The following is a 12,216-nucleotide window of genomic DNA, read 5'->3' on the forward strand; positions in this document are numbered from 1 at the left end:
TCAACAAAGACGGAAAGTCAGGATTTAAAAAATGACAAAATTCTTTCGGACTTTCCGACTTCTATATTTTCCGACTCCAATAAAAATTGGCATATTTGCAACCCGGTAAAAAACCGGAACGACTTGGTAGCTCAGCCGGTAGAGCAACTGACTCTTAATCAGTGGGTCGAGAGTTCGATCCTCTCCCAGGTCACCTTTGACCGCAAATCAGATTTAACACCTGTTTTGCGGTCTTTTTTTTGCTCAAAAACAGCCTTTACGCTATCAAAAACGCCGATTGCTTCATTTACCCGAAGTGTTCGATGTTGCTCACCGTCAAAAGTCAATTTTTCGGGGAACATCGAACACACTATATTCCTTTTAGCCTCAGAATCACCGAATTGATACAAAATTGGCAATTTTGCAATATTTTTCATTGCCCTATCAAGTAGCGGACCTATACCCTCTTTTTTACCTGACATTTCAAACAATTTACCCTCGATAATTGACACTTGTCTTTCACAATCACTCTTTATTTTTTTGAAGTCGCTACCATCAAGATCACCTTTAATTAAAAGGTCTCTTGCCTTATCAACTTTTATATTGTACTCCATGAGTTGTTTCTTGAGATGAGCAAATAATTTCTTATCATGTCCACTTTCTGTCTCATAGGCCTCAACAATCAATTCTTTATACAGATAACCTGTTCCAGGGTCGATTGAATGTTTTTTAAGAAGATCAAGAAACTTGTCGTTTGTCGTTTTGGCATTAAACCTGACGCCACAAGTAGAATTACAGTGATAATAATGGTAATACTGATTTTTACCTTTCGAGGCGCTACCTGTCAACATCTGGCCGCATTTATGGCAAATTAAAAAGCCTCTTAAAGGCAATTCCTCCATTGACCGGATTTTTACCGGATGTTTCTTTTTTCTTCCATCAAGGACATCCATCACCTGGTAAAACAAGCTTTCAGAAATTATAGGTTCATGCTGTCCTTGAACAAAATGAGCATCCTCATCCTTGTATTTCGGTATAAAAATCTTTCCACAGTAAACAGGATTCCGAATAACTCTCCAAAAATTCTTCCTTCCCATTGCAAGCCCCTTGTCTCTTGCTTCACGCCAAATCTGGTCAATAAAATAATCTCCGGTTGCAAGTTGTTCAAAAACCCACCGCATTATTGATGCCTGTGGTTCCAATGGGGTGATATACTTCATACCCCTTTCATCAATCCTGTTTGCATATCCAATTAGTGCATGCCCCATCCAACGGCCTTCCTTGCGTGCTCTTCGCATTCCAAAAAAGGTATTTAAAGCCCTCCTGTCATTTTCTACTTCAGGTTGAGCCAGATAAATGGCCAACATTAATTTATTTTCCGGGATCGAAATATCCAGCGGCTGTTCGATGGCTTGAGGTTCGACCCCCAAATCTGACAATAAGTTAATCATCTGATAAGCGTCGCCGGCATTACGGCTAAACCGGTCCCATTTAGTAAAGAGGATTAAATCAGTTTGTCCGCGCTTCTTTTTTAGCAGGATCAACAATTTTTGCCATTCCGGCCTTTTAAATGACTTTGCAGAATGGTCTTCGAATATGACGTTTCTTACTTTTATGTCACGAAGTACACAATATTTCGTTAAAACCTCCTCCTGACTGCGTTGAGAATATCCTTTGTCGGCTTGTTCATCTGTGCTTACTCTAATGTATAAATCTGCAGTCTTCATTTTTTTAAATATCTCTTCACCTCTAATTTAGCTAAAACCGTTAGTAGTTCCAAAATTTCCTTTGCCTGTTTTTTAGTAACATTCATTCCACCTTTGTGTAACAAGGCTAAGGCTCTCTCAGGAGTGATCCGGCCTTTTTCAATGCTTTCTTCCTCCATAAGTTAATAATTTAAGATGTGAAATGAGTTAACTTTTCTAAAATCGAAAAGCAGATGTCCTTTATGATTCTAAAAACCACAAAATGGCCTTTATAATTTTGACAAAAAAGGAACAGCCGTCCTATCGGCACAATCTTTTTCCAAAAGTTAAATATTAGATTTGCGCCTTTTAATAAATTAATACAATGGAAAAATTCGAGAAATTAAAAGAAGTGATAGCGGCGGCAGAAGCAGATGCTACAAGTTTTTATGACAAAGGCAATAAAGCGGCGGGTACCCGCTTACGTAATGCCATGCAGGAATTAAAGGTATTGGCTACTGATATCCGTAAAGAAGTAACAGAAAAAAAGAACGCACAATAATTAAAATTGAAAATGTTTTGGGAAAGTCTCTGTCAAAATTGACAGGGACTTTATTGTTTTGGCAAATCTGGTATTATTTAAGCCTGTAACGCGACGCAAGCGAACGGCCAATGGCCCTTAAAAGGGCCTGATTATCGCCAATGGATGTTTCTTCGGCAACCCACTCATTGAGTTGATCACGAATCAGTGTAAACTCTTCGCTAAAAAGACTGATTTTTATTTGTGTGGTTTCCCTATTGATATCTTTACTTAATACTTTATAAGTATAATCAATGTCCCCAAATGTGATACGCAAAGGTAAACTCATATTTTGCAAAGATAAAAAGATGGTACAATATCGATCCAGTTAAAATATATCTATGATCAGAAATGCTTTTAAATACGAAAGTCCCCTCGCACTCGCTGCCTGGAGACCTTCACCTAAACCTTATCACAAGATAAGCAGGAATGCTTACCGACTCTCCTAACGTAATGAATTGGCAATTGTTTTTAACTTACTATGAAAATTAACGACGGCCGTTCCTGATCCTATGGCGCATGTAATCTTCAAATAATCTTTCCCTGAATCGCCTTTCAGCTTCTTTCTTAGAGCGCCTGTTGTAACCCCATACAAATAGGGCCCAGATTCCAAACGCTATAGCGAATGCGGGAAATGGGTTCTTAGCATGCAGGGCTCCTAACAAGGCTCCAGTTGAAATAAAGCAGGAAAAAATAAAATAAACAGCGGTTTTCATAACATTTCAATAGCTAAATTTACTAAAAATATTAGTTAAATGCAAAATATCCAACCTCGTTTTTTAATTTATTTCAAAGATTCTGTTTGCCTTCCTGGCCTCCTGTACATGGTTACGAATGACATCAGTCAGGTCTGATCTCGGTATTCCCCGAAGCCATATGACAGGGTTCTCTGCATCTGTCGTTTTTAAGGTAAGGTTCATTAGCTGAAATAACTGAAGTATAAATGGCTGGGTAATAATATAGTCCTTAACCCGGTACATTTCTACGATATCCGTTCTTTTAAAGAAAATGCCTCTTTGTATCCTGATCAACTGCGGCTCTATTATGTACAGTGTTTTCCTGATGTATCTAAAGCGATAACAAGCGAACAGCATTGTAATTAAACTCATTAATATGAACGCCGGAAATATTAACCAGGCGATATATAAAAGTATAAGGGATAATAAAATCAGGGGCAATGTTTTTAAAAAAGCAAATACAGGAGCTGGTTTTATCACCATCTCCTGAATCTTGGTTACGGGTATTTCCATGATGATTAATAATTAAAGGTGTGATGTTGCAGGTGTTCTATCCAACTGTCAAAGCTTTTAGGTTTGTGTACCGGAATATTAAACCGGTATCCCGTCTTTTTTTCCAGGGCATTAAGGCTAAAACCATCAACAGTAAAAACATGATCTTTCATCCGAAAATTCACAATTACTGTCTCAGCCTGGACAGTAACAGCCGCCGGCATTTTTCGGATACCGGCGGCTAACTTGACTTCTGCTACTCTGCCCAGCAGGTCGTTGCCAAAAATGCACTTGAAAGACTTACCCGCCAGGTTTTTGCTTATCCAATGAGCCTGATCCGTACCGGGCCTTGTCCCGGTCGCCAGAAAAAGCAAATTTCGAATATCGCGGAAGTATGGCAGGTTGAGGGACAAATAAGCCATCGCATCCATGGCAGAGGTGCAGATAATCACATGGCTAACTGTATGGAAATTCCTGCTCCCTGCTAGAAAAAGATTTTCAGATACCGGTATTTTATGGAAGGCGATACCATAGTGTTCTATTGAGTCCCCATAGTTAAATACCAGATCCCCCTTCCTGTCAACGGTGTAAAATGGTTGGAAAAAAACCTGGACTTCCGGATGTACGCCAAGTCTTATCAAATAAGGATGCATTACCTGGAATAACCCGATCTGCTGGAGGCGCGGCTTTGTTCACTTTCATTCCGGCGATTCGCAGGCCTTTCAGTTTCGTTCTTTTTCACCATATCTTCCAGGGCCTGGTAATGTCCTTTGCTGTAAACATCTGCTTTTTGCGGGTCATGCTTTTGACCAAACATTGCGTTTAGTCCTTTATAAAGCAGGTAGGACATCCCACCATCAACGATGACCGAGGCGATCAGCGCCAGTTTATTGGCGCGTACTCCCCTTGCATCTCCACCCGCGTACTGGAACCGTGTACCGTCGGAGAGTTCTACTTCTTTGCCTTTACGATACCTTTCCTTTTGTTCGAGAGTCAGGTATTCATTATTGACCATATCCGGTACAAGTACCTTTTCCGTATCCGTTATAATAAACTCCCTTGTCTCCCTATCGAACTCGACCAACACCTCTTTTTTGACACCATGATCATTGATGATCTTTTCCAAGTTTACCTCAGCTCCTTTTTCCAGCGACTCAGCTTCTGAGTCTGTCAGGTACTCTGGATAACGGGCTTCCCGGTAAACCGGGTGTACCAGCAAATCCAGGCTTCCCCTATCATTTTGTCTGAGCGATAATTTGGCATCAAGCGAATCAATATTTGCCCCATCAGCCGTTATATTCTGGAGTTTAAGCATTCCCGTCCTGCTTCCTGACAGCAATGCCTGCAGATCACTTTCATCCAATATCAACCTTCCATTTTCAGCCAGGCCGATCTGACCAAGATCTCCCATTGGCAGATCCTGATCCTTATAAATTTTTTGTACCATGACGATGATTTTATCTTTCTATGGAATAAGTAGTTTCCGTGTGTTTTTCTTCAGCCAGCGCCCGTTCTTCAACTACCGGCTGACGTTCAATGGCCTGTTCTGTATTGTTTTTCGCATTGATCAGCGACGTGTATAATCCATCCTTCGGACCGACCTTAAATTTTTTTCCAGATCCCAGGTCTTCCAGCTGCGCGGTTTTACCTTTGAGAATAGCCAGCACCTTGTATTCCGTTTCCTTGTAGGAAATAACGTCATCCTTGTTTAGTCCTTTAGGATTGGTACTGTGTTGCATGTCCTGTTTAATTTCCTGCTGCCTGTCGATATTAAGGACATAATCAGCGATCTTCTGGGCATCAGCTGACGCTTTAAACAATTCAGTGGGGTCATCCTGTAAAACCCGGATCCAGCTTTCCACATATGCGGCATGCTGACCGAAATTATGGCCGATATTCAACTCGCTCCCGATCATTAAAGAAGCGATCTCAGCCCTGAGTTCTTCTTTAGCATAAGCCTCCGTACCGAATTTTCCGCCCATATCCCGGTTAAGCCTGCTTTCATGTCCTGACCAGTGGCCCAGTTCATGAAGCAGGGTCGCATAATATTTCGCGGCACTGTCGAATTGTTTTTGTGCAGGCAATTTAATAAAGTCTTTGCCCGGATTGTAATAAGCCTCATTACCACCATGTTTAACGACGGCCTGGCTTACGGCGACAAGTTGCTCAGCCCTCTCCAAAGGTGACCAGGTCTGCCCCGCTAACATCTCTTCACGGGCTGCTTTCCATTCGGGTATGCCATTGATCTGCTCGGCATTGAACACCCATGCGTTGGTGATAACGGGTTTTTCCAGTCTGACCGTCTCTGTTTTTGGCTTACCGTTTTCGTTTAAGACAGGCTCGTTCTTTTCATCCAGAACAGGCCTGATGTCCGTATGCTTGACGAAATTGATCAGGGTAGCCTTGGCTCCTTTCTCTACGGTCCAATTATTATAGGAGGCCTGTTTCAAGGTCATCCAGCGGGGATCTTCCCTGTTCTGCATACCGAGCCATAATGCGTTCATTCCCCGGTAGTTCTTCCCTGTGGTCGGGTTCACCGGGACGATATAAGCGGCGGAGCTGTCATCTGTCCAGGGTTTCTGAAAAGGAGACGTACCGGCATTCAATTCGGCGATCAGCTTTTCTGCGATCTGTTCATGAAGTGGTTTAAAATTGCTCATGATCTGTTGGTTTTAATATGATGGCATATAAAAATGCCAGCGGGTTAATAAAATGATTTTTAAACTGGATGCTAAAATGCAGGTGTTCACCGGTCACCTTTCCAGTAGCACCAGAAATTGCGATCGGCTCACCCGCTTTCACCTGTTCCCCAGGCAGGACTAAGAGCCTGGAAAGATGGCCATAGGTACTTTGAAACAGCCCATGATCAAGGCGGATATATACTCCTAGTAAAACATGATATCCCTCTTTTTGCACCCTACCGGACAGGATGGCGAACACCGTGTCATGCCGGGCAGCGAGATCAATACCTTCATGGAAGGCATACCGACCTGTTAGCGGATGAAACCGGTAACCAAATCCGGAAGTAAGATGAATGTTGCGGAGCGGAAGCACAGCCATGCCGATCAGCATTGAAATTCGTGTTAGGAAAACCATCGGTTTACCGTTCCATTTGAGGCGGCCGAAACTGGCTGAGATCGACACTTTCCGTTTTAACAATGCCTAGCTTTTCCTCCAGACTTATCATGCCGAGCTCGCGCAGCACCGGGTTCTGCTGTAACAACTCCATAGCGCCTTTAAGCTGCCCGGAATGCCCGTATTGTTGCATCAGGTTGGCCTGAAAAAGTGTTTTAAAATCGGAAGCCTGTAAATTCGGCCGGTTCTCCATCAGTGCTGAATAGACGTCATTTTCCGATTTCATGACCAGCAGGGCGTCACTGCTATACAAAGCCTGCTCCCCTCTGCCAAAACTGACATATACATCATCTTTACCCAGATCATAGTCTGTAATAATCCCGATCTGATTCTGTTTATTGGCTGGGTCTACGGCCAAATCGGGATGCACCAAAACGAGGGTGCCTGTTAGTTCATCCTTCATGTTCAATTGTTTTAATAAATAAATTATAGATTATGAAAACAGGCAACTAAGCAGCGGTACCCCGCATACTCGCTTTGGGCATGGATTGCCCGGGAGTCCTGTTATTCACCTCCCTGATCACCATTTCAACCTCCCGGTTGATCCGCATAAAGTTCTCCCGAAGTATCTTTTCTTTCTGACCACCGAAATCATAATAAACCGGCAGGTCCCGGTACCCCGCTTCTTCCTTTTTAATGCCTTCCATATCCAGGCTGACACGACAATTGATCGCAGAGGTCTCGAATTTTCCGCTGAAGGTTTCCTGCACATCAGCCGCGATCAATCCTACCATTTCACCGGTGTTCAGGGAGGCCATCTTACCTGCGGGGATCAGCGGTTCGAGCTTCTCATTCAGGGAAGTAGAAGTCTTATTACGGTCGATAGAAAGGCCCTCCCCGACCTGCTTATTCTTACCAAACAAGCGTTCAAGCCATTCAAGTGTTTCTTTATTCCTTACCGAACCCGCCATCACGTTACCAACGACCGATGTGATAGTTGCTGCTGTATCCTTCCCGTATTGCTGGTTGAACTGGGGTAACTCCTGTAGCCCCATCAGGATAGCGACCTTGTTGGACCGCGCGGTAGCGATCAGGTTCTCTACCTTATTAATGAACAAAGTCGGGATCTCGTCGATAATTAAAGCAGAAGGCAGGTTTCCCTTGCTGTTAACCAGCTTTGTCAACCTGTTCATCACGATAGAATAACTGGCAGCGTTGATGCTCTGGGTATTGGGATCATTGGCGAGGATCAGCATGCCGGGGCTGGCCGGGTCCGATATCTTGAGGTTAAAATCATCACCTGAAAACACCCAGAAGGTCTCTTTCGTCGCCAGGCGACTGATAAAGATCTTCAGCGTTCCGATCTGACCTTCCAGTTGCGTATAGGCTTTGGATAGCCAGGCAGACCTGAAAGGGGACAATAAGGGGTGGAGTTCCGGTTCTGTGAACAGGGTATCAAAAATATCCTCGTAAGACTGGTTCAGGAAAGCCAGTACGTGCGGAAAACTGGCGTAGCGCCCTCTGGTGTATTTGCTAAAAAAATATACGCAGGCTGAGAGAAAGTTAATAGCGGATTGGGTGAAAAACTGATCGCTCCCACCTGACCTGTCCCCTTTCTTCATAGCTTCCACCAGGCCTTCGGCGGCTTCTGCCGCATCTGCCAATGTTTGCAGGTAGTCACTTTTCCAGGGATTGATCCTCCTGCTCTTTTCCACATCGGTGAGGTTGACGACATGAAACTGGTGCGTAAGACATTTCCCTTCCTGCTTGGCCAAAAGATAATGGTAATAAGCGATCCTGGCCAGATCGGGAAACTTAAAGTCATAAATACAGGTACAAAAACCCTTTGCGATCATTTGCCTGATAAAAGGGTTGACCACACCAAATGATTTACCGGAGCCCGGCGTACCGATCAGAATAGTTCCCCTGAATGGGTTAACAATATTGATCCAACCTCTTCTCACCTTTCCGCTGTAATAAAAACGCATCGGAATATTGACTGAATACGGCGTATCGACCAGGTTGACCGGCTGCATAAAACTTTCCCCCTCCACATTCCAGATATCCTTACCCAGGCCCGAGCGGATCATTTTGGAAACATTGTCCATAGCCACGCTTGTCATCATGGCTCCTGTAAAAGAACAGATGATATAGATCAGATTGAACCAGCTCGTATAATCAAAAGCCAAACCTGATGGGCGGTTATAACAGGAAATACTGCCAAAGAATAACAGCAAGCCCAACGCCAAGGGGTAAAGGATATGTTTTTTCGGATCGAGGTCCAGGTTCTTTTTGGAAAGGGTTCCGATACTAACCAGGCAGATCAGCAGCAAGGTCAGCAGCTTACTAAAGATTACCTGCCTGTAAATGACAATAGACGCAATTTTGATCAGTGGAGTGGAGAAAACACTCCAGAAGGGCGCCCCGATGTAAACGAACACAGCCACCTCCAGCGCAATAGACAAATAAATAAGACATTGCATAAAGCCGTGCAGCTTTTGCATCTCATGTGTTTCTTCCATAAAGATTTGGTATTGAATAGCAGCAATTAAATAGACAATCGTGCTAAGGTGGAAAAGATTTAATTGGATGGTACGACGTCAGCGTCGAGGATGTCCTGATAAGATATGGCAAGGGCGATCACACGCCCGGATAGCTGTTTTTCGCTGAGCTCTATATGCAGTACTTTATTGCCTGGAAAACTCATCTTTTTGAACACGAAGATATTCCGGTAATTCCGTTTAAAACTTCCTGTATTAAACAAAACACATTCCGGCCTGATCTCGAGGGATTGCACATTGGAGGCTTTGGTGATCTTTTTATCATCGACCTTAAAACGAAACTCATCAATAGTATACGTGAGATTTGTTTTATTCCGATATCCAAGATCCAGGAATAAGTAATCGCCGAAAGAATACAAGTTATTGACCGTTCCCTTGATGCCGAAAGCTTTGTTGGCCGTGACCGGGTGGCTGTTTTCTCTCGTCGCCAGCCTTAGCGCAATAGTCCTGAGCTGATTTTCTGATAAACCTATACCAGAGATATCCAATGGCCTGGTCATGGATGGCAGGATTTCGACATCAGTTACCGCATCCCGCGTTGTAATGGCATTGGCCTTCACTACCCGGTACTGGGCAATAAATTTTTCACCGGTGATCGTTACGACCGCATCATCAAAAGCGCGCCCCTCCCCCGTGGTATCGGAGTTCAAACGAATCCTCAGTACGTTTTTTAATGGCAGGTCACCTGTAATAGCTTTTGCAGATATGTCTACGTATTGGATAGCTTCCGGGGAAATAAAGTGCACTGATACATTTACCGGCAGGTAAATAACCGGCAGTTGCGTTTTTTTGACACCATCAGCCATCTGTGTTTGCTGAGCATGGGTATGCGCTCCCACCAGCAAGCCAGCGAGGAAACAAAAGAATATTTTTTTCATTGGATTAATTTTTAGACGCGTTTTGCAGCGCATCGTTATCGACTAAGTAAAGGCAGGAATTGTATTTCAATTTAGCTTTATTCTTCCTGATCGCTTCAGCAATCGCAGACGATGTAGACTGGAAGATCTTGCTGGCTGAACTCATCAGAAACTGGTTACCCGATCCTGAACTGCCGTCCAAGTTCACTCCCTGCATGGAGTTACCACCCAGATCTTTGGTAAAATCACGAAAGGCTGATTCCGGTACATACAGGCCGGGCATGCCGTCCAGATCGTAGATCTCCAGTTTTACCGGAAGTACCTGGCTGTCCACTAAAATGGAAGTAACCAGCAATGTTACCCGCTGTCCGGAAAAACCGTTGATCAAAGCGTAGAGATAGGTTCCCTTTTTGACAGAAACCTTCCCGGCCATGATATCGTCCAATAGCCTGATCCTGATACGGGAACCGGCATACCCCGTTACGTTTTCATCAATAATCGCTTTGATCGGGTCGCTATGCCGCTCGGGAAGAACAGTATTGAACCCGGAGGCTGGTTCGCCGGTTTTGCTAACTTTAAGATAATTCGGCGCTGTGCGCAATTGCTCTGCTTTATCCAAAGCCTCCTTTTTCAGCTTTTCCGTCTTAAAGGCTGGGTCATTGGCTTTATTCATACTGTCCATATAGGACATTTGTTGCCTGAACAGGTTCATCGGATCTCCTTCCTTTACAGCATGGCTGTTCTGCCGTTCCTCTGCCAGGTTTTGCTGACGCCTTTTGGTCAAACCGCTGAGCGCTTCAGCCATAGCTTGGTCCCCCGGATCAACATGACGCCGCTCATTCACCACAGGGTTTTGAACTACGTTAGCTGCGTATTTTATTTTCATCGCCCGGTCTATCGAATCCAGTTTTCGTTTCTCCGTTTCACTGTAGCTATTGTCGAAAGTCGCTGTCCCGGCCTGTTCCTTCGGTATCGGCATTACCGCGGTGTAACCGTCTGCCTCTTTGTAAGTATTACGATAAGCATCCAGCTTATCCGATAATTGCTTTTTTTTGACATCACCGGATACTTCGGCCACAGTGGCATTGAGCCCTGCTGCCGGCTGTTTTTGAGTAACCTCTTTTGAAGTGCTGCTTTGGTACACATAAAAGAACAGGCACAAAAATGGCAGCAGCAACAAAGGCGCGATGTACTTGGGTTGTTTAAAATCTATGTTCATGGTTTATTTGCTAAATTGTTTACTGATCTCCCGCAGTTGATCCAGGTCTTTTTCAAGTTGCACGCTGTCTGCAGGCGTTAACGACTTTTGAGCAGCAAGGCTATCTACCTCTGCTTTTAACCTAATGGTCGTTTTCAATGCTGTTCCTGTATTGATAATCTCGTCAAAGCCTGTGTTTAAGGGAACTTTTTTTACAGAAACCATCTTTTCTTCGGACGATGTATCCTTATTCCTAAACACGGTAAAAGAGAGAATAAGCGAAACCGCCATCAGTAAGATCATAAGCCGGAAGAGAAATTCCGGGTAGCGATCCGCAAGTGATTGGCACCATTTTTCGAATTTAACGAAGTAAATACTGAACTCTTTTTTGACTTCGCCGAATACCGTAACACCCGGTGTTCTGTTAGAATGAATTTTTTTGAACATCTTCGAGATCCTTGTTTTCTAAAGTTTTCCAATTGGTGATCAGTACACCATGTGAATTATTATCGCTCCGCCGGATATCCTTGAGGGTCCCTTCGGTAATGAGCGAGCGGACAACAGTTGAGCTCCTGCGGTCGATCTTGATCTTCCCGTAGAACCTGAAATAATGCCGGGGCATGTCCAGGGAAATGGAATCCGTTTGCAGGGTAAGTACCGAACTGCTGGAGAGGATGGAGTTGAAATAACCATTCTCTTTCAGGTTATTGTATTGCTGAACCCCGGATTCGTCAATGAGGTACATCGCTTTTTTCATTTGGTATTCGATAAACTTATCATCCGGTGTCAGGGAAAAGAAGAGAGCATGGAACAGGTCGATGACCGAGCGGTATTCAGCAGGGCGGTTCATCACCATATCGGTTTGACTGGCTTGTAAGGCGACGTTATTATTCAGTACATAAATACTCTTTTCGGAATTAGCTACCTGTTTGTAAGCGTATGAACAGCAAATCAGTGAAATGATGATGGCCGTCAAAAAGCTACCCGCGGCGACGAAGGTCGCCAGCCGTATTTTGGCTTCGATATTTTTAATGATCATAAATTGAGATTAA

The 12,216-nt window shown here is 43.9% G+C and carries 15 protein-coding genes and 1 tRNA gene; 2 read left to right on the forward strand and 14 right to left on the reverse strand.

Annotation, left to right across the window (positions count from 1 at the left end; translation table 11 throughout):
- Positions 1 to 120: 120 nt before the first annotated feature.
- A tRNA-Lys gene (locus ACFGVS_RS07720) sits at positions 121 to 193 on the forward strand.
- Here ACFGVS_RS07720 and ACFGVS_RS07725 read toward each other — a convergent pair.
- Positions 159 to 1,706, reverse strand: a complete 1,548-nt coding sequence (locus ACFGVS_RS07725; protein ID WP_439698131.1) for a recombinase family protein — start codon at positions 1,704 to 1,706, stop codon at positions 159 to 161. The genes ACFGVS_RS07720 and ACFGVS_RS07725 overlap by 35 nt on opposite strands.
- Positions 1,703 to 1,864 carry a hypothetical protein gene (locus ACFGVS_RS07730; protein ID WP_439698132.1) on the reverse strand — a complete coding sequence of 54 codons (162 nt, stop codon included), beginning with the start codon at positions 1,862 to 1,864 and terminating at the stop codon, positions 1,703 to 1,705. Before ACFGVS_RS07730 ends, ACFGVS_RS07725 begins: the two co-directional genes overlap by 4 nt.
- 185 nt (positions 1,865 to 2,049) lie before the next feature.
- Here ACFGVS_RS07730 and ACFGVS_RS07735 point away from each other — a divergent pair, with 185 nt between their 5' ends.
- Positions 2,050 to 2,226, forward strand: coding sequence for a histone H1 (locus ACFGVS_RS07735; protein ID WP_439698133.1), 177 nt, complete (start codon positions 2,050 to 2,052; stop codon positions 2,224 to 2,226).
- Between the two features lie 73 nt (positions 2,227 to 2,299).
- On the opposite strand, the gene ACFGVS_RS07740 is transcribed toward ACFGVS_RS07735, so the two are convergent.
- The 12 genes from ACFGVS_RS07740 to traK all read right to left on the reverse strand — a co-directional run bounded on the left by ACFGVS_RS07740 (position 2,300) and on the right by traK (position 12,203).
- Positions 2,300 to 2,533, reverse strand: a complete 234-nt coding sequence (locus tag ACFGVS_RS07740; RefSeq protein ID WP_439698134.1) for a hypothetical protein — start codon at positions 2,531 to 2,533, stop codon at positions 2,300 to 2,302.
- A gap of 490 nt (positions 2,534 to 3,023) precedes the next feature.
- Complete coding sequence (locus tag ACFGVS_RS07745; protein ID WP_439698135.1) at positions 3,024 to 3,494, reverse strand: PH domain-containing protein; 471 nt, start codon at positions 3,492 to 3,494, stop codon at positions 3,024 to 3,026.
- Between the two features lie 5 nt (positions 3,495 to 3,499).
- Positions 3,500 to 4,126, reverse strand: a complete 627-nt coding sequence (locus ACFGVS_RS07750) for a hypothetical protein (RefSeq protein WP_439698136.1) — start codon at positions 4,124 to 4,126, stop codon at positions 3,500 to 3,502.
- Positions 4,126 to 4,920 (reverse strand): DUF4099 domain-containing protein, encoded by a 795-nt coding sequence (locus ACFGVS_RS07755; RefSeq protein WP_439698137.1) that lies wholly within the window; start codon positions 4,918 to 4,920, stop codon positions 4,126 to 4,128. Before ACFGVS_RS07755 ends, ACFGVS_RS07750 begins: the two co-directional genes overlap by 1 nt.
- A gap of 10 nt (positions 4,921 to 4,930) precedes the next feature.
- Positions 4,931 to 6,133, reverse strand: a complete 1,203-nt coding sequence (locus ACFGVS_RS07760; RefSeq protein ID WP_439698138.1) for an ArdC family protein — start codon at positions 6,131 to 6,133, stop codon at positions 4,931 to 4,933.
- Entirely contained in the window at positions 6,120 to 6,545 is a 426-nt protein-coding gene (locus ACFGVS_RS07765; protein WP_439698139.1) for a M23 family metallopeptidase, read from the reverse strand. The genes ACFGVS_RS07760 and ACFGVS_RS07765 overlap by 14 nt, the downstream gene beginning before the upstream one ends.
- A gap of 28 nt (positions 6,546 to 6,573) precedes the next feature.
- A complete protein-coding gene (locus ACFGVS_RS07770) occupies positions 6,574 to 7,011 on the reverse strand; it encodes a hypothetical protein (protein WP_439698140.1) in 438 nt (145 codons plus the stop codon).
- A gap of 46 nt (positions 7,012 to 7,057) precedes the next feature.
- Positions 7,058 to 9,070, reverse strand: coding sequence for a type IV secretion system DNA-binding domain-containing protein (locus ACFGVS_RS07775; RefSeq protein WP_439698141.1), 2,013 nt, complete (start codon positions 9,068 to 9,070; stop codon positions 7,058 to 7,060).
- Positions 9,071 to 9,129: 59 nt separating this feature from the next.
- Positions 9,130 to 9,987 (reverse strand): conjugative transposon protein TraN, encoded by an 858-nt coding sequence (gene traN, locus ACFGVS_RS07780; protein WP_439698142.1) that lies wholly within the window; start codon positions 9,985 to 9,987, stop codon positions 9,130 to 9,132.
- Positions 9,988 to 9,991: 4 nt separating this feature from the next.
- On the reverse strand, positions 9,992 to 11,185 hold the full coding sequence (gene traM, locus ACFGVS_RS07785) for a conjugative transposon protein TraM (protein WP_439698143.1): 1,194 nt from the start codon (positions 11,183 to 11,185) through the stop codon (positions 9,992 to 9,994).
- Between the two features lie 3 nt (positions 11,186 to 11,188).
- Positions 11,189 to 11,611 carry a hypothetical protein gene (locus tag ACFGVS_RS07790; protein ID WP_439698144.1) on the reverse strand — a complete coding sequence of 141 codons (423 nt, stop codon included), beginning with the start codon at positions 11,609 to 11,611 and terminating at the stop codon, positions 11,189 to 11,191.
- Positions 11,589 to 12,203 carry a conjugative transposon protein TraK gene (gene traK / locus ACFGVS_RS07795; RefSeq protein WP_439698145.1) on the reverse strand — a complete coding sequence of 205 codons (615 nt, stop codon included), beginning with the start codon at positions 12,201 to 12,203 and terminating at the stop codon, positions 11,589 to 11,591. Before traK ends, ACFGVS_RS07790 begins: the two co-directional genes overlap by 23 nt.
- Positions 12,204 to 12,216: the final 13 nt, after the last annotated feature.

Source organism: Mucilaginibacter sediminis (assembly GCF_051903035.1).
In the GTDB taxonomy this organism is placed as follows: Bacteria; Bacteroidota; Bacteroidia; order Sphingobacteriales; family Sphingobacteriaceae; genus Mucilaginibacter.